Genomic DNA, 22,123 nt, shown 5'->3' with positions numbered 1-22,123 from the left:
GTCAACGCAGGTCAACGCAGGTCAGCGCAGGTCAGCGCAGGTCAGCGCAGGTACTGGGACAGGCCGCGGGGCACGTAGCGGCCGTGGCCGGCACGGCCGCTGAACTGCCCGCCGGAGACGACGACGGACCCGCGGGAGAGCACCGTGTCGACCTTCCCGGCGATCTCGAAGCCCTCCCAGGCCGAGTGGTCGAGGTTCATGTGGTGGGTGGCGGCGCTGATCGTCGTCGTCGCGTTCGGGTCGTAGACGACGATGTCCGCGTCCGAGCCGGGGGCGATGACGCCCTTGCGCGGGTAAAGGCCGAACATCCGCGCCGGGGTGGTCGCGCAGGTCTCGACCCAGCGCTGCAGTGAGATCTTCCCGGTGACGACGCCCTGGTAGATCAGGTCGATGCGGTGCTCGACGGTCCCGATCCCGTTCGGGATCTTCGAGAAGTCGCCGCGGCCGAGCTCCTTCTGCTCCTTGAGGCAGAACGGGCAGTGGTCGGTGGAGACGACGGCGAGGTCGTCGGTGCGCAGCCCCCGCCAGAGGTCGTCGGCGTGCGGGGCGGTGTTCGTGCGCAGCGGCGGAGAGGCGACGTACTTGGCGCCCTCGAAGCCGGGGGCGCCCAGGTGCTCCTCCAGGCTCAGGTACAGGTACTGCGGGCAGGTCTCGGCGAACACGTTGCGCCCGGCGGCCCGGGCGGCGCTGACCACCCCGAGGGCCTCGGAGGCGGACAGGTGCACGAAGTACAGCGGGGGGTTGCCGGCGACCTGGGCGAGCACGGACGCCCGGTGGGTGGCCTCGCCCTCCAGCGCCGACGGTCTGGTCAGGCCGTGGTGGATCGGGTCGGTGTCGCCGCGGGCCAGCGCCTGCGCGACGAGGACGTCGATGGCCAGGCCGTTCTCCGCGTGCATCATGATCGTGGCGCCGGAGTCGGCGGCGCGCTGCATCGCCCGCAGGATCTGGCCGTCGTCGCTGAAGAACACGCCGGGGTAGGCCATGAACAGCTTGAAGCTGGTGACGCCCTCGTGGGCGACGAGGGAGTCCATCGCCTTGAGCGCGGCCTCGTCGACCCCACCCATGATCATGTGGAAGCCGTAGTCGATCGCGCACTGCCCCTCGGCCTTGGCGTGCCAGGCGGCCAGGCCCTCCTCGACGACCTCGCCGGTGCGCTGCACGGCGAAGTCGACGATCGTGGTCGTGCCGCCCCAGGCCGCGGCGGCCGAGCCGGTGGCGAACGTGTCGGAGGCCGCGGTGCCGCCGAAGGGCAGCTCCATGTGGGTGTGCACGTCGACCCCGCCCGGGATGACGTACTTGCCGGTGGCGTCGATGACCCGGTCGGCGTCGACCGCCGGGCGGCCCACGCCGCTCGCCGCCGGCCCGCCGCCGGCCGCACCCCGGGCGGACGCATCGAGCGCGGCCGGCGGGGCGAGCAGGGCGGCCACCGTCTCGCCGTCGACGAGCACGTCCGTCGGGGCCGCGCCGAGCGGTCCGACCAGCGTCCCACCCGTGATGAGCGTTCTCATGCGTCAGATCCCTCCTTGCGGCGGGGTGGGGTCAGGGGGCGGTGAGGTCGCCGTAGGCGTCCGGCCGGCGGTCCCGGTAGAAGGCCCAGCGGTTGCGCACCTCGGCCAGCAGGTCCAGGTCGAGGTCGCGGACCATCAGCTCGGGCTCGTGCGCGTCGCCGGTGCCGTCGACGAACGCGCCCTCGGGGTCGACGAAATAGGACGTGCCGTAGAAGTCGTCGTCGCCGAGGTCCTCGATCCCGACCCGGTTGATGGCGCCGATGAAGTACTCGTTGGCGACCGCCGCGGCCGGCTGCTCCAGTTTCCACAGATAGTTCGACAGGCCACGCGACGTCGCCGATGGGTTGAACACGATCTCGGCGCCGTTGAGGCCGAGCGCCCGCCAGCCCTCGGGGAAGTGCCGGTCGTAGCAGATGTAGACGCCGACCCGCCCGATCGCGGTGTCGAAGACCGGGAATCCCAGGTTTCCCGGCCGGAAGTAGAACTTCTCCCAGAACCCGGTCACGTGTGGAATGTGGGTCTTGCGGTACTTGCCGAGATAGCGGCCGTCGGCGTCGAGGACGGCCGCGGTGTTGTACAGCACGCCGGGCTGCTCCTGCTCGTACATCGGCAGCACCATGACCAGGCCGAGCTCCGCGGCCAACGCCTGGAAACGCTCGGTCGTCGGCCCGGGAATCGACTCGGCGTAGGCGTAGTAGGCGGGGTCCTGCACCTGGCAGAAGTACGGGCCGTAGAACAGCTCCTGGAAACAGATCGCCTTCGCCCCGGCGGCGGCGGCGGAGCGGGCGTACTCCTCGTGCGCCTTGATCATCGTTTCCTTGTCGCCGGTCCAGCGGGCCTGGACGAGAGCGGCTCGAATCACCCTGGACATGCCTGCACCACCCCTGTCGCCGGCCGGCCGGGCCGCTGCGTGTTCGCCCGACGGTCTGCCGTAGAAATTTGTCGTGTCAGATCCGCCGTGCACCGGTTCGGCGCACCGCCGCGGGCCGGTCCGGCGCCATTCGCCTTACCCCGCCGCCGGTCCGCGCACGCCGGAGGATCGGTTTTGCTTGACCGCAGACTACTGTCACACTTCAACCCGGACAATCGTCCTGTTGTTACCATTTGTTACAGGCAGGGGACGAACGCCATGCTCGAACTGATCGCCGCCGCGGTGGACGACCGCTCCGCGCGGGGCATCGCCGGGGCGGTGAGCCGGCTGGTCTCCGCGGGGAGCCTGCCCGGCGGGGCCCGGCTGCCCACCGTGCGGGAACTGGCTGCGATCCTCGGGACGAGCCCGACCACGGTGAGCCAGGCCTGGCGCACGCTGGCGCGCGCCGGGGTCATCGTGCCGCGCGGGCGGGCCGGGACCTTCGTGCTGGAGAGCGCCGCGCCCACCGTCGGCGGGGCGCGGCGCTACCGGCGGGTGACCCGCAGTCCCGGCCGGATCGGGCGGGACTACTCCACCGGAACGCCCGACCCGGCGCTGCTGCCCGACCTCGCCCCCGCGCTGGCCCGGATCGCCCGCGGCAACCTGACCACCAGCTACCTCGACGACCCCGTGCTGCCCGAACTGGAGAAGGCACTACGGGCCCGCTGGCCGTTCTCTCCCGAGGCGATCACGGTGGTCGACGGGGCCATGGACGCCCTCGACCGGGTGACCGGCTCGCTCGTCGGCTACGGCAGCCGGGTGCTGGTGGAGAACCCCTGCTTCCCGCCGCTGCTCGACCTGCTGGAACTGGTCGGAGCGGAGGTCGTCGCGCTTCCGTCGGACGCCGCCGGGGTGCGTCCCGACGCGGTGCGCGAGGCCCTGACCACCCGCCCGGTCGCGCTGTACCTGCAACCGCGGGCGCAGAACCCGACCGGGGTGAGCATGACCGAGCACCGCGCCCGCGAACTCGCCGAGCTGCTCGCCGGCACCGGGGTGACCGTGATCGAGGACGACCACGCCGGCGACGTGGCCCTCGCGGCGCCGGTGAGCCTCGGCCGCCATCTGCCGGCATCCTGCGTGCACATCCGCAGCTTCTCCAAGAGCCACGGCCCGGACCTGCGCCTGGCCGCCGTCGGCGGGGTCGCCGCCACCGTCGAGGCGGTGGCCACCCGCCGCCTGCTCGGCCCGGGGTGGTCGAGCCGGCTGCTGCAGGCCGTCCTCGCCGAGCTGTTGGCGGACCCGGCGACCGAGCGGACGCTCGCCGCCGCCCGCGCCCGCTACACCGCGCGCCGGGAACGGATGCTCGCCGCGCTCGCCGCGCGCGGGGTCCGCGCGGTCGGCGCGGACGGCATCAACCTGTGGGTCGACGTCGCCGACGAACAGGTCGCCCTGGTCGCGCTCGCCGCCCGCGGCATCGGGGCCGCGCCCGGCACACCGTTCGAGGCGGCCCCGCTGGACGGCGACCACCTGCGCGTCACCGTCGGGCTCATCGCCGACGAGCTCATCGAGGCGACCGCCGACGCGCTCGCCGACGCCGCCCAGGGCTGAGCCCTCGCCGATCTGGTCTACTCGACGCCGCCGCGGATGAGCCGGGCGGTCTCCCGGGCGATCCGGCTCAGCGACTCCTGCGGCAGCTCGGCCTCGGCGGTGGACGCGCTGACCTGCGATCCCGGGCGCAGGCCGAGGTAGGAGGCCGCGGCGAGGGCGGCGCCGATCGCCGGCGCCACGATGAACAACCACAACTGCCCGAGCGCCCAGCCCCCGACGAAGACGGCCGGACCCAGCGAGCGGGCCGGGTTCACCGAGGTGCCGTCGAGCGGGATACTGATCAGGTTGCACAGGACGAGGACCAGCCCGATCGCGAGTCCCGCGAAGCCGAACGGGGCCCGGACGTCGGTCGCGCCGAGCACCGTGAACACCAGCAGCGCGGTGAGCAGGATCTCGACGAGGAAGACGCCGCCGAGACCGTAGCCGCCCGGCGAGTGCACGCCGTAGCCGTTGGCGCCGAGCCCCTGCAGGCCGGGCGAGTACCCGAACGGCCCCGCGTCGGCGAGCAGCCAGACCGTGCCCGCGGCGACGATCGCGCCCACGCACTGCGCCGCCACGTAGCCGAGCGCGTGCCTCGGCTCGATCTTCCGGCACAGCAGCAGCCCGAGGGTCACCGCCGGGTTCACGTGGCAGCCGGAGATCGGCCCGATCACGTACACCAACACGAGCAGCGCAAGCCCGAACGCCAGCGCGACCCCGAGCACGCCCACGGCGTCGCGGGCCAGCACGGCCGTCCCCACCCCGCCGAGGACCAGCACGAACGTTCCGAGACCTTCGACCAGATACCTGCGCACACGGCACCCCCTCCGCCGCCGGGACCGCCCCGGCCGCGGCCGGAGGACACGTCCACCTAGTTACTCCAAGCGCATGAATCGTTTCACAGGGTCCTCAACCCCGCCAGATGATCATGTGTGAGCCATCGGTGGCCGGGCCGGATGTGCCGCGATGGGCCCGCCGCGCGCCCATACTCGCGCCATGGGCATGGCCACGGCACCGGCGGCGCCCGGCGACGACAGCTTCAGGGATGACGGCGGCAACGGCGGCGGTGGGCTCGAACCGGGCGCCGCGCTCGCCGGGGAGGCGGCGCGCTACGCGCGGCTCGGCTGGATGCGGGCGACCTCCGGCAACCTCTCGGTGGTCGTCGGGACGGATCCCGTGCGGATCCTCGTCACCGCGAGCGGCCTGGACAAGGGTGCCCTCGCCGCGACCGACGTCGTCGAGCTGGACGGCGCCGGGGTACCGACGGGACGGCTGCCGACCAGCGGGGCGCCGACCAGCGGGGTGCCGACCGAGCTGGCGCAGCCGCCGGGTGCGGGCAGGTCGCGAGCGGCGGGCGGCCCGCTGCGGCGGCCGTCGGCGGAGGCCGTCCTGCATGCCCGGCTGATCGCGCTGACCGGGGCCGGTGCGGTCGTCCACCTGCACACGGTCGCCTCGGTGCTGGCCGCCGACCGGTTCCCGGCCGGGCTGACCCTGCGCGACCACGAGATGCTCAAGGCGCTCGGCCGCGCCGCCGACGGCGATCCGGTCCGGCTGCCGGTCGTCGCGAACAGCCAGGACATGACCGTGCTCGCCGGGCGGGTGAGCGCGGCGTGGGACCCGGCGACGCCCGCGGTCCTCGTCGCCCGGCACGGGATGTACGTCTGGGGCACCGACCTGGTCGCCGCCCGGCACCGGGCCGAAGCGGTGGAGTGGCTGTGCGAGTGGGCCGTGCGCAGCGCGGAGCGGACGGTCGGGTGACGCCGAGACCATCCGGCGGAGCGGACGGTCAGGTGACCGTGGGGAGCGGGCCGCCGGGCCTCGCGCCGTCCTCGGTGACGAGGAGGCTGACCAGGTGGGCGGGGGTGACGTCGAACGCGGGATTGAAGCCGCGGACGCCCGGCGGCGCGATCGGGTGGCCGGCCAGCGTGAGTACCTCCGCGCCGTCGCGCTCCTCGATCGGGATGTCCGTCCCCGACGGGGTGTCCGGGTCGATCGTCGAGCGCGACGCGGCGACGACGAACGGGATGTCCGCGTAGGCGCAGGCGAGCGCGATCCCGACCGTGCCGACCTTGTTCGCGACGTCCCCGTTGGCGGCGATCCGGTCCGCGCCGACCAGCGCGACGTCGACGAGGCCGCGCAGGATCGCGCCCGCGGCGGCGCCGTCGGCCTGGATCCGGCAGTCGATGCCGGCCCGGGCGAGCTCCCAGGCGGTCAACCGGCTGCCCTGCAGCAGCGGCCGCGTCTCGTCGACGTGGACGACCTCGACGGCGCCGCGGGCGTGCAGCTCGCGGATGACGCCGAGCGCGGTCCCCCATCCGGCGGTGGCGAGCGAGCCGGTGTTGCAGTGCGTCAGCACCCGCAGGGGGCGCCGGGTCGTGCGGGCGAGCACGCCGTCGGCGCCGTGCCGACCGATCGCCCGGTTGGCGGCCTCGTCCTCGGCGGCCAGCCGCTCGGCCACCGCCAGCACCGCCGGCAGGCCGTCGGGGATGCGCCGGGCGGCCGCGTCGACGCCGGCGGCGAGCGCCAGCGCGGTCGGCCGGGCGGCCCGCAAACGGCGCAGCGCCGCGTCGAGCCGCCCGGGTGCCCAGCCGTCACGCTCGGCGTTACGCAGCGCGAGCACGACGCCGAACGCCCCGGCGACCCCGAGCGCGGGTGCCCCGCGCACGGCCAGCCGGCGGATCGCGGCGACCAGCTCGTCCGGGTCGTCCACCTCCAGGTGGACCAGCGTCTCGGGCAACGCGGTCTGGTCGAGCAGGCGCAGCGAGGTGCCCGTCCAGACCAGCGGCCGCGGCTCGGGGTCGCCGGCATCTACCATGATCGGACCGTAACCGATGACCGTGGGTCGCGCCCGGCGAAACGACCGGGATACACCCGGTCGGCGGCACCGGACACCGGCCTTGACCCGCATCCCGGCCCGGCGGAACATTGACGGGCGATGACCTATCTCACGACGTGGACGGCCGATACCCGGCCGCGCCTTCTCGAAGAAACCGCCGATCCCGCGCGGATCGCGGCGGTATTGACCGGAATATCCGTGCGTTTCGAGCGGTGGCCGTTGGCCCCCGGGCTGCCGGCCGGCGCCGGAACCGAGGAAATCCTCGCCGCCTACCGCTCGCGGATTGACACGCTGACCGCCGCCGAGGGATTCGTCCTCGTCGACGTCGCCGCCCTGCACCCGACCGCGGCGGCCGACTGGCGCGAGGTGGCGGCCGCCGCGCGGGAGCGTTTTCTCGCCGAGCACACCCACGACGACGACGAGATCCGGTTCTTCGCCGCCGGCAGCGGCGTGTTCTACCTACACGTCGACGATCGGGTGCAGGCGGTGCGCTGCGAGGCCGGCGATCTGATCAGCGTGCCGAAGGGCACGACCCACTGGTTCGACATGGGCGTCGATCCGGATTTCGCCGCCGTCCGGTTCTTCCGCGCCGAGGACGGCTGGGTCGGCGCGTTCACCGGCAGCGACATCGCCACCCGGATTCCTGATTTCGACGCCCTCGCCCGGCGGGCCGCGAGCGCCGCCCAGCCGGCGGCGGAAGCGCCGGCCACCGGAGCGCCGGCCACCGAAGGGCCGGCCGCAGCCTCGTGAACCCGCCGCGCCTGAGCGCCGGGCTCGCCCTGCTCGACATCGAGGGGACGACCAGTCCCACCGCCGCCGTGCTGGGCACCCTGTTTCCGTATGCCCGGGCGCGGCTGGGGCCGTGGGTCCGCGAGCACGGTGATGATCCCGAGGTGCGCCGGATCGTCACCGAGGCACGGTCGCTGCTCGGTGAGGCCGACGCGCCGGTGGAGCGGGTCGTCGCCGCGCTCGCCCGGTGGAGCGACGATGACCGCAAGGTGGCGCCGTTGAAGGCGCTGCAGGGGCTGATCTGGGCAGCGGGTTTCGCGGCCGGGGAGCTCGACGGTGAGCTGTTCGACGATGTCGCCCCCGCGTTGCGGCGCTGGCACGCGGCGGGGGTCCGGCTGGCGGTGTTTTCGTCGGGTTCGGCCCGCGCCCAGCGGGCCTGGTTCGCCGCGACCCCGGCGGGCGATCTGACCAGCCTGTTCGACGGATACTTCGACATCGACAGCGCCGGGCCCAAACGCGATCCGGCCGCCTACCGCCGGATCGCCGCCGAGCTCGCCGTGACGCCGCCGCGCGCGGTGTTCCTGTCCGACGTGTCCGCCGAACTCGACGCCGCGGGGGCCGCCGGGTTCGCCACCGTCGCTGTCCTGCGGCCCGGCGAGCCGCACCACGTCGCCGGCACTCATCACTGCGTCGCGTCGTTTGCCGAGTTGGCCATCGACCCAGCCTGACTCGCCGCCGACCCCGACTCGCCGCGGGCGCAGAGCGGGCCGAGCCCACGGATCGGGCCGAGCCCACGGATCGGTCAGCCGTGGCTCTCCCGGGTGTTGACGGACAGCGCACCGAGATCGGCCGGCCAGTCGGCGAGCTCGGGACCGGGCGCGGGGTCGGGAGGACGGCGCACCGCGCTACGCCCAGCCGTCCCACGCGCCAGGGTCTGGACGGGAATCTGCTCGCCGTGCTCCAGGTAGCCGGCCCGGTGCGGGGTGCGCCGCAGGCGGGCGGCCGCGGCGACCCGGCGGGCGTGCAACGGCGGGAGCAGCCGGTCGACCTCGTCCACCGGCACGAAGGCGAAGTTGACGAGCTCATCCATGTCGAGCCGGATGCGCTCGCGCCAGGCGGCGGGCAGCAGGCCGCCGTCGAAGACGAACAGCAGCATCTCCCCCTCCAGCCAGCCGTCCTTGGGACGCGGGGCCCAGTCGACCGCGAGGAGCTCGCCGATCGGCGGGGTGATGCCGAGTTCCTCCTCCACCTCACGCACGCAGGCGGAGTACGGAGATTCTCCGGGCTCGACAAAACCGCCCGGAATGTCCCACCCGGGCTTGTAGGACGGCTCGACGAGCATGACTCGGCCGTCGTCGTCGAAGAACAGGGCGCCGGCGGCTACATAGGGCCGCGCCATCGGCGGGATCTCGCCACTGGAGGCCGATCGGGTCACGGTGGGCACTCCACCGTCCACCACATAGTCTGCCGCCCCCTCCGGCGAGCGCTGTTCGCGTCCGACGAAATGCGCTCCGTTATAAGATCCGCTTCCGTCCGTCATACTGGAACTCTCACGATCTTCATTCATGTCCGTCCCCATCTGGCGCAGGACTGACGATCAGGCCGGCAGCCACGAAGCGGACCGCCTGCGCAGCCGCATCACCGATACCCGACCACGAAATGGCCGGCCTCGCCAGCGATTCGCGGCGACCTCGGGGAAGACCACGCGCCGGAAGCATGAACTTCCAGGCGAGCATAATCCACGAGATCCCGCGTTCATTTCGTTGACATCTGCGGCGACCCGAGCATCCGGGACGAGCTGTTGTGCCAACTAAGGCGGGCAGTGTCGACGATACGGAAGGATGCCACCTTCCGACCGGACCGCGATGAACGGCGCAGTCCGCCCAGGATCCTCACACCCCACCCGAAAACGAAGATTACGGATCCGCAAAAGCGGAGCATTCTGCTAAAAATAAACGCATCTACGTGTGCCAGAACGCATCTTGATCCGTAGATGCGGATGCACGCACGAAGCTGCACAGCAGGGACATCCGGGACCGTCCCGGCCGACCGTCGACATCGCCCCCGGTCGCAGACCGATGCGGCCGCAACCGTTCGGCCACCGTAGAGACCCCGCACGCCTCCAGGTCGACCACCGTGAGTAACGGGCAGCCCCGTCGCTGGGCACCGGCCGCCGGAGCGGTGTGATTCCTGTCATCCCGACCGATCAGTCGCCATTTCCCCTTTTTCGGTCGGGTTAGTGAAGGTTGCTCGGGAACGAGTCACTTTTCCGGCGAACGCGCAGGATCCGTCCGCCCGAGCAACCGCGGAGCCGGAAAGCGGCCCGAAAAGCCACCGTGACGGTTCATCCGCACACCATTGGTGACTGCCTGACGCGCAGGGTGGACGGGCGACCCCACCTCGCCCGGCGGAGTGGTCGGCTGGTGGCGGACCGGCGACGCCCGCGGCGGGGCGTGACCGTCGTTCGGGCAGGTGGCGGGCGCGGCGGGCCCACCCGGCGGCCGCGATGCCCCGGCCCGCCCCGTCCGTCACGGTTCTCTTGCCAACGCCGTTAGGTTGCCCTAACTTAGCTGAGGTTAACCGCAGGTGACGGGCCGCACATCCGCAAGGCCGGGAAGTCGCGGGCGAACAGAGACGGAGGCAGGGTTTGCTTCCCACGTTTGTGATCGGCCTTCGGGAGGGCCTTGAGGCGTCGCTGATCGTCGGCATCGTCGCGGCCTTCCTCCGGCAGCGGGACCGCCGGGACGCCCTGCGCCAGGTGTGGCTCGGCGTCTCGCTCGCGGTGCTGCTCTGCCTGGGCATCGGCATCGCGCTGCACGTCCTGGACCGCGAGCTGCCCCAGCGCAAGCAGGAGGGGCTCGAAACGGTCATCGGACTCATCGCGGTGGCCATGGTGACCTACATGGTGGTCTGGATGCGGCGTCACTCCCGCGACCTGCGGGGGTCGCTGGAGTCGGCCACGGCGTCGGCGCTGGAGACCGGCTCGACCCGGGCGCTGGTGTTCATGGCCTTCCTGGCCGTGCTGCGCGAGGGATTCGAGACGGCCGTGTTCCTCATCGCGGCGTTCAACGCGAGCAGCTCGCCGGGCACCGCCGGCGGGGGCGCGCTGCTCGGCGTGCTGGTGTCCGTGGCGGTCGGCTTCGGCATCTACCGCGGCGGCGTGCACGTCAACCTGGCGCGTTTCTTCCGCGTGACGGGCCTCGTCCTCGTGCTGATCGCGGCCGGCCTGCTGGCGACCGCGGCGCATACCGCGCACGAGGCGGGCTGGCTCAACATCGGCCAGCAGCGGACGTTCGACCTGTCGTGGCTGGTCCGACCGGGTACGCCGCTGGCGAGCGTGCTGACCGGAGTGCTGGGGTTGCAGCCCCGACCCGTGGTCGCCGAGGTCATCGCCTGGCTCGTGTACCTGGTGCCGCTGACCGCGTACGTCGCCTGGCCGGCCCGTCGCCGCCCGCCCGCCGCCCCTCGGCCCACGACCACCGCGGAGCGGGACGCCACGGGCGCGCCGGCCACCGACCCGGCGCCCGCGGCCCAGTGACCGCCCCCGGGCCGCCGGTCAGGTCCCTGCCGTCACATGGGACCAGTCGCCATGCATATCCATTTCACTGATCCGGAAGAGAGAAGAGTGGGGGCACACGTGCGCCGCGCACCTGTCGCGTATAGCGCCATCGCCGTTGTGATCGCGACGGGCGCCGTCGCCTGCGGAGGAAGTGACTCGGGCAGTTCCGGGGGCTCGGGCGCCGCCGCCGGGGCGAAACAGACGGTCAACGTCACGATCACCTCGAAGGCGTGTACGCCGGACGTGTCGACGATTCCGTCGGGCCCGACCATATTCAAGGTGGTCAACAAGGGCGCGGATGCCGTCACCGAGGCCGAGCTGGTCGACGGCGACACCATCATCGGCGAGAAGGAGAACATCACCCCCGGCCTGTCCGGGACGTTCTCGCTGAATGTGAAGGCCGGCAAGTACCAGCTCTACTGCCCCGGCGCGGACACGGAGAAGGTCGACTTCACCGTCACCCAGGCCGCCGGCTCGGCCCCCGCCGCGACCCACAGCGCCGAGGTCACCACGGCGCTGACCACCGCGACCACCGGCTACGCCACCTACGTCCGCCAGCAGGTCGCGGACCTGGTCACCTCGACCGGTGCGCTCGTGACCGCGGTGAAGGCCGGCGACCTCGACCGGGCGGCCACGCTCTACGCCGCGCCGCGGCTGGCCTACGAGCGGATCGAGCCGGTCGCCGAATCGTTCGGGGACCTCGACCCCGCGATCGACGCGCGCATCGACGACGCCCCCGACGCCGCGAGCTGGACCGGCTTCCACCGACTGGAGAAGGCGATCTTCGCCGACCGTTCGCTGGCGGGCACCGGGCCGATCGCCGACAAGCTCAACACCGACGTCGGCAAGCTCAACACGCTCGTGGCGAAGACGACCTTCCAGCCGGCGCAGATCGCCAACGGCGCCACCACGCTGCTCGACGAGGTCGGCAAGACGAAGATCACCGGCGAGGAGGAGCGGTACAGCAAGCTCGACCTCGTCGACATCCAGGGCAACGTCGAGGGTGCGAACAAGGCGTTCACGCTGCTGGAGCCGGCGCTGAAGTCGCTCGACCCGAAGCTCGCCAGCACCGTGCGCACCCGCTTCACCGCGATGGACAAGGCGCTGGCCCCGTACAAGGAGGGCACCGGCTACGTCAGCTACGACAAGGTGACGCAGGACCAGCGCCGCGGACTGTCCCAGGCGGTCGACGCGCTGGCCGAGCCGCTGTCCCAGGTCGCCGGCGTCGTCGTCAGCTAGGCCGCGCCCCGGCGAGAGCCGGGCCGCAGAACAGGCAGGGCGGTGCGCGGGCGGCCGTGCACCGCGAACGACCAGGTCAGAGGGGTCGAGGGGCGGGCGGAAGCCTGACCCCTCGGCCCGTGGGAGAACCCCCTGACCCACGGGAGAAGGGGTATCGACATGGCCGAGCAAGTCGCGTTGTCGCGCCGGCGGGCGCTGTTCGGCGCCGCGGGCCTTGCCGGGGCAGGCGTGGTCGCGGCCACCGCCGCGGGCTGTTCGGACGACTCGTCGTCCGCGACCGCCGCAGCGCCCCGGGGCGTCGTGCCGTTCCACGGCGCGCAGCAGGCCGGGATCACCACCGACGCCCAGGACCGGCTCGCCTTCGCCGCCTTCGACGTCTCCGCCGGGGTGAGCCGGGACCAGCTACGCGAGCTGCTCGTCGGATGGACCGCGGCCGCCGCCCGGATGGCCGCCGGGCAGGCCGTCGCCGACGACGCCGCCGCGCCGCACTCGCCGCCGCGGGACACCGGCGAGGCGATCGGGCTGACCGCCGGCAACCTGACCATCACCTTCGGAGTCGGGCCGAGCCTGTTCGACGGACGCTTCGGCCTGGCCGGGCGCAGGCCCGCGGCGCTCGCCGACATCCCGCCGCTGCCCGGCGACAACCTCGACCCGCTACGCAGCCGCGGCGACCTGTGCGTCCAGGCCTGCGCCGACGACCCGCAGGTCGCCTTCCACGCCGTGCGCAACCTGCGCCGCCTCGCCCAGGGCACCGCCGTGCTGCGCTGGTTCCAGCTCGGCTTCGGCCGGACCAGCACGACCAGCAGCGGCCAGGACACGCCGCGGAACCTGATGGGCTTCAAGGACGGCACGAACAACGTCAAGCGCGAGGACACCGCGTCGCTGGACAAGCATGTCTGGGTCGGCGCGGACGGCGACCAGGCGTGGATGCGCGGCGGCACCTACGTCGTCACCCGCCGCATCCGGATGCTGCTGGAGTCCTGGGACCGCGACTTCCTCCTGGACCAGGAGCAGGTGTTCGGGCGGACGAAGGCGAGCGGCGCGCCGCTGGGCGCGGCCGAGGAGTTCGACCCGGTCCCGCTGACCGCCAAGGGGGCCGACGGCGAGCCGGTCATCCCCGCGGACGCCCACATCCGGCTCGCGGCCGCGTCGACCAACGGCGGCGCGACGATCCTGCGCCGCGGCTACTCCTACACCGACGGCGTCAACCAGGAGACCGGGCAGCTCGACGCGGGCCTGTTCTTCATCGCCTTCCAGCGCGACCCCCGCACCGGGTTCCTCCCGATCCAGCGCCGGCTCGCCGCGTCGGACGCGCTCAACGAGTACATCGTCCACACCAGCAGCGCCGTGTTCGCGATCCCGCCCGGCGTCCGCGACCCCAAGGACTTCTGGGCCAGCAGCCTGTTCACCGCCTGACGCCGCCCGTTCCTACTCAACGTCCGCCCCTTGCTGTCGCTGTGCGCCGACCGCCGGATAAGAGCACCGAGGATGTAGCCGCTCACGCGGCTGCGGCGGCCCGGTACGCAGCGGGCGCATCAACAGCAGCCTGACCGAGAACGGCGACCGGATCACGCTCGTCGCCCACGTCGCGCAGTTGCCCGGCAAGATCATTGAGCACAGCCGCGATCTCCGGGGACGCCGGGTAGAGGCCCACAGAGTCCCGCACCCAGGCGAGCGCGGCTGCATGCGCATGCAGGACCGCAACGACCCGGTCGGCAGCATCATCCGGCTGCTCGAGCAGTCGATCGACCAGCACCTGAGCCTGTGCGCGTTCATCGATCCCCGCCAGGCGCATGATCTTATCCTGTGGGGACCGGCAACAACCTCCTTCCGCGTCGCATCGTTGTGGCGGTGCGTGGCAGGACCTGCACGTGGAGGCGCATGCGATACCTGGGTGTTCGATGCTGAATACGCGGATCGAAACGCATCATCAGGCGAGGCGTGAAGCATTCTTCGCTGGGAAGGCGGGGCGGCGATGGGCATCAGCGTGGCGTCGGCCGTGGGAGAGAATGACTGCTATTCGTGTGCGGGCAACGCGGCGCTGGCCGGGCTGCCGCCGCGGGAGCGGGTGCTGATCGGGACGGGCTGGCGGGCGGCGCACGCGATCCGCACGGCGCTGCCGGGGTGGCTGGTCCTGGTCAGCCGGCGGCACGTCACCTCCCCGGCGGAGCTCACCGAGGCCGAGGCCGCCGAGCTCGGGGTCCTGACCTGGCGGCTGAGCCGGGCGCTGGTCGAGGTGACCGGCTGCGTGAAGACCTACGTGGCCGCGTTCTCGGAAGCCGCCGGGTTCGAGCATCTGCACATCCACGTCGTGCCGCGCGCCGCGGATCTGCCCGCCGCGGCCCAGGGCCCGGACGTCTTCACGTTCCTGCGCCGTCCGGAGGCCGAATGGGTGCCGCCGGCGGTGATGGACGACCTTGCCACCAGGCTCACCGCAGCGCTCGGCGCCGCGCCCTGACGCCTCCCGGCTACTGGTACAGCCCGGATGCCGGGATACCCGGATGCCGGGGATACCCGGAGCCGGCTCAGTCGACGACGGCCGGGGCGGTGGGGTCGTCCAGGTAGCCGAACATCATGGCTAGCTGGCCGGTGGTGTTGCGCTTCTCGGACAGCGGCGGCAGGGCGTCGCGCGGGAACCAGCCGACCTCGGAGGTCTCCAGCCCGCCACCGAGGCTCCCGCCGACCACCCGGCATCGGATGAAGATCTTGTAGGTGTCGTTCGGGTACGGCGGGTGGGCGTGGCGGCGCTTGTCGAGGACGGCGAGCAGGCGCTCCGGCTCGGCGCGCAGCCCGGCCTCCTCGAAGATCTCCTTGACGACGACCTCGGCCGGGGTGAGGCCGACGTCGGCCCAGCCGCCGGGCAGCGACCAGCCGCCATCCTCCTTCTCGCGGACGAGCAGGATCCGGTCGCCGTCGAACAGCACCCCGCGCACGTCGACCTTCGGCGTCTGGTAGCCGACCTCACCGCCGAAAAGGCCCTCCGCAGCCTCGACGGTGACGACGGTGCAGTGGGCCGCGATCTCGTAGCTGAGCCGCCGGAGCTGGGAGAACCGTTCGAGGTCGTACGGGTCCTGGGAGTAGGCGAGCCCGGCCTGGGCGATGGAGTGCAGCTCACGCACCCACGGCAGCCACTCGGGATTGCGCGCCCCCACCTGCTGCCAGGACGACTCTGGCTGGGCAGGCGGCTCTGGCTGGGCAGGCGGCTCGGACCGGGCGGGTGGCTCGGACTGGACGGGCCCCGCGGGCGCGGGGTGCGGCGGTGCGGCGTCCTCGGTCATGGCCTGATCCTCTCCTCCGGCCGGGCCCCGACGGGGCCCGGCCCGCGGGAACGTCGACGCGTCGGGCGGGCGGCGTCGAGGTTTCCGGCGATGCGTGCCGATTTCGGCGTGTCCATCGCGATGATCGGCGATCCTCGGGGGGTGAGCTCCTTTGCGGACGAGCCGTTCTCGGCCTTCCAGGCCTGGGCCGCCGAGGCCGGGGCGGACGGCCCTCCGGAGAACGTGGTTCCGGGCGTCGTCCCGGTCACGGCGGTCATCGGTCGGACGGCCGACACCGTCGTCGTGCTCGCCGGGCTGGCCGCCTGCGCGGACGGTGTCGCGGTGTCCGTCGAGGTGCTGTTGCGGCGGGGGGATCCCGGCGAGGCCGAGCTGTCGCCGAACCGTGGTTGGCTGCACGGGGCCCCGGTGCGGGTGCCCCTGCGGGTACGTTTTGCCGACGGTACCGAGACGACCGGCCCGGATTCGCCCCTCGAGCTGCCCCCGGGTCTCGGCCCGGACGCGACCGGCCCGACGCCCGTTGCGACGCTCACCTTCGGCGGCTCCTCGAGCGTCCCGGGCCGGACCCGGCTGCGCTACTGGCTGCGACCGCTGCCGCCGCCCGGTCCGGTCACCTTCACGACCTCGCTGGCGGCCCGGGGCCTGGCCGAGTCCACGCTGACCGTCGACGGCACGCTCATCCGCAGCGCCGTGGAGCGGGCGATCGAGCTGTGGCCGTCGGGTCCGGCGGTCGACGCCGACCCGGCGCCCGCCTAACGTCTTCAGGTCGTGCCCCAGGTGATCGCGGTGACCTGCGCCTGCGCCGCGGTCTTGGCAGCAGCGCCGGTCCGATGGCACAACGACATGCGTGCAACCGGCCGCGGTCACACGTACCGCGACCGGCTGTCACACCATGGAGCCGCCTACGATGCGGCCGTTCCGCGGTAGCCCACCGGGCCCTCGTTCGGGAACTGGGCCGTGCCCTGGAACGAGACGCCGTCGTTGAAGAAGGTCACGCTTCCGTTCCCCTGCGGGCCCGACCAGGACACCTGGGTCCCGGTGGCGGGCCGGCCCGACTGGGGCACGACGCCGTTCCGGTTGCTGATGACGATCTGCAGATCGCTGTCCTTGTGCCAGTCCGCGCCCGGACCGCCCCACTGGATTTCGGTGTGGTAAAGGGACATTTTTCCACCTTTCCTGTCCGCACGGCCGCATCTCGGCCCATGCAAGAATCCGACCGGCGAAAGAGAACAGAACAACCAGCCGGGCCCGTCCCGCGAGACAGCCCACAACGGTCGGCGGCCCATCGCACCGACGCAGAAAGTGAACCCCCGTGATTCAGCCGGCTGCCCGAAAAGGCGCATCTCGAACCGGCGCAGGGGAAGCGTAACGATCCCGGAACCTGGTGACAACACCCAGGTACGGCAAAATACCGTACCGAGTTACCAGAACCCATTATGCCCGTATTGCCCCGTCGGCACGGCTATCCAGGAAGAGACGGTGTCGTACGGGAACATCCGTTCACCTCCCGGTGCCACCAGACCCGTCACGCGGACTGTGCCGCGGCCCGCAGCGCCGCGACCGCGTGCCGCACCGCCGGGCGACCCGCGTTGTCGGCGCGCCAGACGGCGTAGATGCTCCTGCCCAGGACCGGGCGCAGCGGGAGCACGCGGACCCCGGCCGGCACCGGACCCTGACCGAGCCGAGGCACCATCGCAAGCCCCATGCCCGCGGCGACCATCGCGAGCTGGGTCGAGTACTCGATCACAGTGTGCTCGATCCGGGGCTGGGCATCGTGGGCCCGCAGCGTGTGGATAAGCCAGTCGTGGCAGGTGGAACCCACGGTCCGGCTGATCCAGCGCTCGCCGAGCACCTCGTCGACGGCGATCCAGTCCCGGCCGGGCCCGGCGAGCGGATGGTCGGCGGGCAGCGCCACCTCCGCGACGTCCGCCATGAGCGTGGCGCGGTGGAGTCCGTCCGGCAGGGTCATCGGTGCGTTTTCCCAGTCCTGCACCAGGCCCAGGTCCAGCTCACCCCGACCGACCCGCACGAGGGGACTCTGGAAGTCCATCTCCTCGACCCGGACAACAAGGCTGGGATGCCGCTCTCCCAGCAGGCGCAGCGCGGCCGGCAACAATCCGCGGGCCGCGGTCGGGAACGCGCCGACAGTCAGCGTGCCGACCACCTTGCCGAGCTGCGCGTGAAGGTGCGCCTCCGCCTCGCTCATCATCGACAGGATGCGCTCGGCGTGGTCCACCAGCAGGGTCGCCGCAGCTGTGAGCCGGACTCCCCTGCCGTGGCGGAGCAGCAGGTCAGTGCCCGTCTCCCGCTCCAGCTTCGCGATCTGCTGGGAAACCGACGAGGTGGTGACATGAAGCATGTCCGCGGCTGCGCCGACCGATCCGTACCTGGCGACCAGGCACAGGACCCGCAATCGTTCCAGGTTCAACATATAAGCAATGCTACGCGGTGCTCATTAGTAGGTTTACCTTGTTCTCTCCGCCGGGGCGCGCCAATGATGGGCCGATGCCGCCACCATTCCGTCATAGCCCGCAGGCGTCGCTCCCGGCCGCCGGGAGTCGTGGCCAGGCCGACGAAAAGCCCTTGTCCTCGCACGTCGCCGGCCGAGCACTGCCCAGGGTCGGCTGGCGGATGCGGTTCGGACTGCTGGCGACGATCTGGGGACTCAGCTTTCTCCTCGTCAAGGTAGGCACGCAGGGATTTCCCGCCCTGCAGGTCGCGTTCGGCCGGGTCGCCTTCGGGGCGGCCGCCCTCACCGCCACCCTCGTGCTCAGACGCGACCGGCTGCCACGCGGGCTCGGGCTGTGGGCGCACCTCGCGGTGGCGGCGATGTTCCTCAACGCGGCCTCGTTCGCCCTGTTCGCCTTCGCCGCGCAGCGGATCCCCTCGGCACTCACCGGGATCTGCAACGCGACCACGCCGCTGTTCACGACGCTCGCCTCGCTCGTCGCCCTCCCGGGTGAGCGGCCCGTCCGACGTCAACTCGCCGGCCTGCTGATCGGCTTTCTCGGCGTCCTGGTCGTGCTCGGCGTCTGGGATGGTACGGCGGGACAGAGCATCACCGGAATGGCCCTGGCCCTGGCCGCGGCGACGAGCATGGGCGTCGGCTGGGTGTACGTGCGGCGTTTCCTGACCGGTTCGGGGTGTTCGAGCCTGGCGCTCTCGACCGGTCAGCTTGCCGCCGGGGCTGTGGAACTCGTGGTCGTTACCGCCGCCTTCTCGGACCTCCCGACCCGCTTCCCCACGCGATCGCTGCTCGCGGTGCTGGTTCTCGGCGTCCTCGGCACGGGTGGGGCGTTCCTGCTCCAGTACGGGCTCGTCCGGGACGCGGGCGCGACGGTCGCGGCGACGGTCACCTACGTCGTCCCCGTCGTGTCGACGCTGGCCGGGGTCCTGCTCCTCGGCGAAAGCCTGACGTGGAACGAGCCGGCCGGCACGGTGGTGATCCTCACCGGCGCCGCCCTGTCCCAACGCGGGGTCGCCGCCGCGGCGACCCCAGACCCGACCGCGAACGGCTCGTCCGCCCTCGGTCCTGCTGCGGTGACCGGCGGCCGCGGCGACCGCGTTCGCGGACACGGTCACTCCTTCGCACCACGTTGGCACGCAGCGCACAGACGCCCATTAGGATCATTCGGGAGGGATCGTCGCAAAAGGTGAGGGGGCTGGTTGTGGTGTCGAGCGCGGATCTACCCGACCCGGTTGGCGAGCAGCCGACGGACCGGGCCACGACGGACCGGGCCACGACGGACGGGCAGTGGTGGAAGTCCCTCGCGGACGAGCACGTCCCGGTGGCGCTGAAGACCGACCAGCCGCACTCGGCCCGGATGTACGACTACTACCTGGGCGGGAAGGACAACTTCCCCGCCGACCGGGAGGCCGCCGAGCAGGCCCTGTCGGTGTTCCCGAACGCGCGCATCGCCGCCCGCCAGAACCGGGAGTTCATGATTCGGGCGACCCGGTACCTGGCCGGCGAGGTCGGGATCCGTCAGTTCCTCGACATCGGTACGGGCATCCCCACCAGCCCGAACCTGCACGAGGCCGCGCAGAGCATCGCGCCCGACGCCCGGGTCGTCTACGCCGACAACGACCCGATCGTCCTGACCCACGCCCGGGCCCTGCTCACCGGCACCCCGGCGGGGCGGACCGCCTACATCGACGCCGACCTGCACGACACCGAGCGCATTCTGGACGCCCCGGAGCTGCGCGAGACGCTCGACCTGTCCCGCCCGGTCGCCCTGTCCCTGATCTCGATCTTCCCGTTCATCCCGGACACCGACGATCCGCACGGCATCCTGCGCCGGCTCCTCGATGCCCTGGCGCCCGGCAGCCACCTCGTCCTCACCCACCTGTCCGCCGACTTCGATCCCCCCGCCGCGTCGCGGCTCATGGACACCTACCACCGGCAGGGCATCCCGCTGCAGCTACGGAGCCGTGCGGAGGTCGAGGGGCTGTTCGCCGGCCTGGACCTGATCGACCCCGGCGTGCAGATCGTGCACCGCTGGCGTCCCGACGGCAGCGCGGCGGACCTGACCGACGTCCAGGTCGCCGGCTACGGCGGCGTCGCCGTCAAGCGCTAGCTGGGCTCCGGGCTTACCTCAGTTCCCGGGTTCCTGCCTGGTCAGGGGCACGGGGATCGCGGCCGCCTCCGTCAGTTCCGCGTCATCCGGGTCGGCGGATGGGTGGCCCGCCCCCGGACGGTCGGCAACGTCTCGAGGTGCCTTGACGAGGGTGGGCGGTTCGACGAGGGCGGGCGGTTCGGTGGAGCCGTGGGCGAGGACCTGGCGCATGCGTTCGGTGTCGAGGACGCCTTCCCAGCGGGCCACGACGAGGGTGGCGAGAGTGTTCCCGCAGACGTTCGTCAGTGCCCGGCATTCGGACATGAATTTGTCGATGCCGAAGATGAGCATGATGGCGGCCACCGGAATCGTGTCGACCGTGGAGAGGGTGGCGGCGAGGACGATGAATCCGGAACCGGTGACGCCCGCGGCGCCCTTCGAGGTCAGCAGGAGCACACCGACGATGGCGAGCTGTTGGCCGATCGACAGGTCGGCGTCGACGGCCTGGGCGAGGTAAAGGGCGGAGAGGGTCAGGTAGATGCAGGTGCCGTCGAGATTGAACGAGTATCCGGTGGGCACGGTCAGCCCGACGACCTGTCGGGGGGCGCCGAGCGCTTCGAGCTTGCGCATGAGCTGGGGAAGCACCGGCTCCGAGGAGGAGGTGCCCAGGACGATCAACAGTTCCTCGCGGATGTAGCGCAGCAGCCGCAGAATGTTGACGCCGACGGCGGCGGCGATCGCGCCCAGAATGACGAGGACGAAGAACACCGAGGTGCCATAGAAGATACCGATGAGCTTGCCGAGGCTGGTCAGGGTGTCGACGCCGTACTTGCCGATGGTGAAGGCCATGGCCCCGAACGCGCCGACGGGAGCCGCGTACATGATGATCCNCATCACCTGGAACATCGCGGTACCGACCCGCTCGATCCCGGACGCGATGCCGGTGCCGGCGGACCCGATGAGGTTCAGGGCGATCCCGAACAACACCGCGAAGAACAGCACCTGCAGGATGTCGCCGTCGGCGAAGGCGCCGACCACGCTGCCCGGCACGATGTCGGACAGGTAGTGGCCCCAGCCCTCGCTCCTGCCCTGCTTGATGTAGCCGCCGACGGTGTCGTTGACGGCGAGGGCGGCAGGGTTGGCGTGCACCCCGTCGCCGGGTCGGAACACGTTCATCACGACCAGGCCGAGCAGGAGCGCGAGGCTGGTGACGGCCTCGAAGTAGACGATGGACTTCAGGCCGACGCGGCCCACCTTGCGCAGGTTGTCGACCTGCGCGATGCCACCGACGACGGTGCAGAACACGATGGGCGCGATGACCATTTTGATGGCGTCGACGAAGGTCGTGCCCAGCGGCTGGAGGCGGACCGCGAAATCCGGGGCGAGCTGACCCACGACGATGCCCGCGGCGATACCGGCGAGGACCCACACGTACAACTGGCGGTACCACGGACGGCGGACCCGCGGGGCCGGTGGAGCGGGCGCGGTCATCTAGGCCTCCTCGCCGGGCGGGAAAACCTTTCCCGGTGGTGTCGATGTTCGCGACCACACTACTCAGCACCGGACCTCGTGTCACGGTTCTGCTCATATTCTCCAGGCACGGCACCATGGTGCCCGTGCTCAATACCAGGAACTTAGGTTCTGATCGTGTAGGTTCGAGGGGTGCCGAGACGCGGTCAGGTGAAGGAGAAGCCCGAGGACCGGTTGGTGNACCGGGTCGGGCTGGGGGTGCTGGCGGCGCAGTTCCCGGACGCGCTGGTCGACCGGGTGGTCACCGAGACCGGTCGTCGCGAGAAGCGGACGCGGGACCTGCCCGCGGCGCTGATGGTCCGGTACGTGGTCGCGTTGGCGTTGTTCCCCTCGGATGGCTACGACGAGGTGATGCGGCAGGTGAAGGTCGCCGACGACTGGCTGGCAGACAGTGCCGGGCCGGTGAAGGTGCCGGCGACCACGGCGATCACGAAGGCGCGGGACCGGCTCGGGG

22 protein-coding genes and 1 pseudogene are annotated in these 22,123 nt (G+C 71.8%); 12 read left to right on the top strand and 11 right to left on the bottom strand.

Features of this window, described 5'->3' with window-relative positions; translation table 11 throughout:
• Positions 1–41: 41 nt before the first annotated feature.
• Both hydA and UK82_RS27995 read right to left on the bottom strand, forming a co-directional pair.
• Complete coding sequence (hydA, locus tag UK82_RS28000; RefSeq protein WP_055410300.1) at positions 42–1,508, bottom strand: dihydropyrimidinase; 1,467 nt, start codon at positions 1,506–1,508, stop codon at positions 42–44.
• Positions 1,509–1,539: 31 nt separating this feature from the next.
• On the bottom strand, positions 1,540–2,379 hold the full coding sequence (locus tag UK82_RS27995) for a nitrilase-related carbon-nitrogen hydrolase (protein ID WP_055410297.1): 840 nt from the start codon (positions 2,377–2,379) through the stop codon (positions 1,540–1,542).
• A 258-nt stretch (positions 2,380–2,637) separates the two neighbouring features.
• Here UK82_RS27995 and UK82_RS27990 point away from each other — a divergent pair, with 258 nt between their 5' ends.
• Positions 2,638–3,966 carry a PLP-dependent aminotransferase family protein gene (locus tag UK82_RS27990; RefSeq protein ID WP_055410295.1) on the top strand — a complete coding sequence of 443 codons (1,329 nt, stop codon included), beginning with the start codon at positions 2,638–2,640 and terminating at the stop codon, positions 3,964–3,966.
• A 17-nt stretch (positions 3,967–3,983) separates the two neighbouring features.
• On the opposite strand, the gene UK82_RS27985 is transcribed toward UK82_RS27990, so the two are convergent.
• Positions 3,984–4,760: an aquaporin gene (locus UK82_RS27985; RefSeq protein ID WP_044887420.1), complete on the bottom strand. Its 777-nt coding sequence runs from the start codon at positions 4,758–4,760 to the stop codon at positions 3,984–3,986.
• A gap of 187 nt (positions 4,761–4,947) precedes the next feature.
• Here UK82_RS27985 and UK82_RS27980 point away from each other — a divergent pair, with 187 nt between their 5' ends.
• A complete protein-coding gene (locus UK82_RS27980) occupies positions 4,948–5,703 on the top strand; it encodes a class II aldolase/adducin family protein (protein WP_044887435.1) in 756 nt (251 codons plus the stop codon).
• Positions 5,704–5,731: 28 nt separating this feature from the next.
• Here the strand turns inward: UK82_RS27980 and mtnA are convergent, their stop codons facing one another.
• Positions 5,732–6,760, bottom strand: coding sequence for an S-methyl-5-thioribose-1-phosphate isomerase (gene mtnA, locus UK82_RS27975; protein ID WP_044887436.1), 1,029 nt, complete (start codon positions 6,758–6,760; stop codon positions 5,732–5,734).
• Positions 6,761–6,880: 120 nt separating this feature from the next.
• Here mtnA and UK82_RS27970 point away from each other — a divergent pair, with 120 nt between their 5' ends.
• Entirely contained in the window at positions 6,881–7,531 is a 651-nt protein-coding gene (locus UK82_RS27970; protein ID WP_044887421.1) for an acireductone dioxygenase, read from the top strand.
• Positions 7,528–8,238, top strand: a complete 711-nt coding sequence (gene mtnC / locus UK82_RS27965; RefSeq protein WP_055410293.1) for an acireductone synthase — start codon at positions 7,528–7,530, stop codon at positions 8,236–8,238. Before UK82_RS27970 ends, mtnC begins: the two co-directional genes overlap by 4 nt.
• A 74-nt stretch (positions 8,239–8,312) precedes the next feature.
• Here mtnC and UK82_RS27960 read toward each other — a convergent pair whose 3' ends face one another.
• Entirely contained in the window at positions 8,313–8,909 is a 597-nt protein-coding gene (locus tag UK82_RS27960; RefSeq protein WP_055410291.1) for an NUDIX hydrolase, read from the bottom strand.
• A 1,248-nt stretch (positions 8,910–10,157) separates the two neighbouring features.
• On the opposite strand from UK82_RS27960, the gene efeU reads away from it, so the two are divergent.
• The 3 genes from efeU to efeB all read left to right on the top strand — a co-directional run bounded on the left by efeU (position 10,158) and on the right by efeB (position 13,724).
• On the top strand, positions 10,158–11,048 hold the full coding sequence (gene efeU / locus UK82_RS27955) for an iron uptake transporter permease EfeU (protein WP_044887423.1): 891 nt from the start codon (positions 10,158–10,160) through the stop codon (positions 11,046–11,048).
• 99 nt (positions 11,049–11,147) lie between these two features.
• A complete protein-coding gene (gene efeO / locus UK82_RS27950) occupies positions 11,148–12,308 on the top strand; it encodes an iron uptake system protein EfeO (RefSeq protein ID WP_044887424.1) in 1,161 nt (386 codons plus the stop codon).
• 159 nt (positions 12,309–12,467) lie between these two features.
• A complete protein-coding gene (gene efeB / locus UK82_RS27945) occupies positions 12,468–13,724 on the top strand; it encodes an iron uptake transporter deferrochelatase/peroxidase subunit (RefSeq protein ID WP_044887425.1) in 1,257 nt (418 codons plus the stop codon).
• An 82-nt stretch (positions 13,725–13,806) separates the two neighbouring features.
• Here efeB and UK82_RS27940 read toward each other — a convergent pair whose 3' ends face one another.
• Positions 13,807–14,103, bottom strand: a complete 297-nt coding sequence (locus tag UK82_RS27940; protein WP_236706535.1) for a hypothetical protein — start codon at positions 14,101–14,103, stop codon at positions 13,807–13,809.
• A 180-nt stretch (positions 14,104–14,283) separates the two neighbouring features.
• Here UK82_RS27940 and UK82_RS27935 point away from each other — a divergent pair, with 180 nt between their 5' ends.
• Positions 14,284–14,766, top strand: coding sequence for an HIT family protein (locus UK82_RS27935; protein ID WP_044887426.1), 483 nt, complete (start codon positions 14,284–14,286; stop codon positions 14,764–14,766).
• A gap of 67 nt (positions 14,767–14,833) precedes the next feature.
• On the opposite strand, the gene UK82_RS27930 is transcribed toward UK82_RS27935, so the two are convergent.
• The gene (locus UK82_RS27930; protein ID WP_082122184.1) at positions 14,834–15,586 is read right to left on the bottom strand and encodes an NUDIX hydrolase; all 753 of its coding nucleotides are present in this window, start codon (positions 15,584–15,586) and stop codon (positions 14,834–14,836) included.
• A gap of 90 nt (positions 15,587–15,676) precedes the next feature.
• Here UK82_RS27930 and UK82_RS27925 point away from each other — a divergent pair, with 90 nt between their 5' ends.
• On the top strand, positions 15,677–16,339 hold the full coding sequence (locus UK82_RS27925; protein ID WP_044887427.1) for a hypothetical protein: 663 nt from the start codon (positions 15,677–15,679) through the stop codon (positions 16,337–16,339).
• A gap of 146 nt (positions 16,340–16,485) precedes the next feature.
• On the opposite strand, the gene UK82_RS27920 is transcribed toward UK82_RS27925, so the two are convergent.
• Together UK82_RS27920 and UK82_RS27915 are read right to left on the bottom strand one after the other, a co-directional pair.
• Positions 16,486–16,746 (bottom strand): hypothetical protein, encoded by a 261-nt coding sequence (locus UK82_RS27920; protein WP_044887428.1) that lies wholly within the window; start codon positions 16,744–16,746, stop codon positions 16,486–16,488.
• 362 nt (positions 16,747–17,108) lie between these two features.
• The gene (locus UK82_RS27915) at positions 17,109–18,014 is read right to left on the bottom strand and encodes a LysR family transcriptional regulator (RefSeq protein ID WP_055410289.1); all 906 of its coding nucleotides are present in this window, start codon (positions 18,012–18,014) and stop codon (positions 17,109–17,111) included.
• 74 nt (positions 18,015–18,088) lie between these two features.
• Here UK82_RS27915 and UK82_RS27910 point away from each other — a divergent pair, with 74 nt between their 5' ends.
• Entirely contained in the window at positions 18,089–19,240 is a 1,152-nt protein-coding gene (locus tag UK82_RS27910) for a DMT family transporter (RefSeq protein WP_083507408.1), read from the top strand.
• Between the two features lie 5 nt (positions 19,241–19,245).
• The gene (locus UK82_RS27905) at positions 19,246–20,160 is read left to right on the top strand and encodes an SAM-dependent methyltransferase (protein WP_370657227.1); all 915 of its coding nucleotides are present in this window, start codon (positions 19,246–19,248) and stop codon (positions 20,158–20,160) included.
• Between the two features lie 18 nt (positions 20,161–20,178).
• Here UK82_RS27905 and UK82_RS40640 read toward each other — a convergent pair.
• A pseudogene (locus UK82_RS40640) lies at positions 20,179–21,029 on the bottom strand (cation:dicarboxylate symporter family transporter); the annotation flags it as partial.
• A gap of 1 nt (position 21,030) precedes the next feature.
• Positions 21,031–21,630: cation:dicarboxylate symporter family transporter (locus UK82_RS40635; protein ID WP_236706532.1), on the bottom strand; the 600-nt coding region annotated here is incomplete at its 3' end.
• Between the two features lie 220 nt (positions 21,631–21,850).
• Between UK82_RS40635 and UK82_RS27895 the strand changes: the two genes are divergently transcribed.
• On the top strand, positions 21,851–22,123 hold a 273-nt coding region (locus tag UK82_RS27895; protein WP_236706541.1), incomplete at both ends, for a transposase domain-containing protein.

The sequence above is a fragment of the Frankia sp. ACN1ag genome, assembly GCF_001414035.1.
Taxonomy (GTDB): domain Bacteria; phylum Actinomycetota; class Actinomycetes; order Frankiales; family Frankiaceae; genus Frankia; species Frankia torreyi.
The sequence above is the reverse complement of the archived record's forward strand: the minus strand, read 5'-3'. Positions and strand labels throughout refer to the sequence as shown.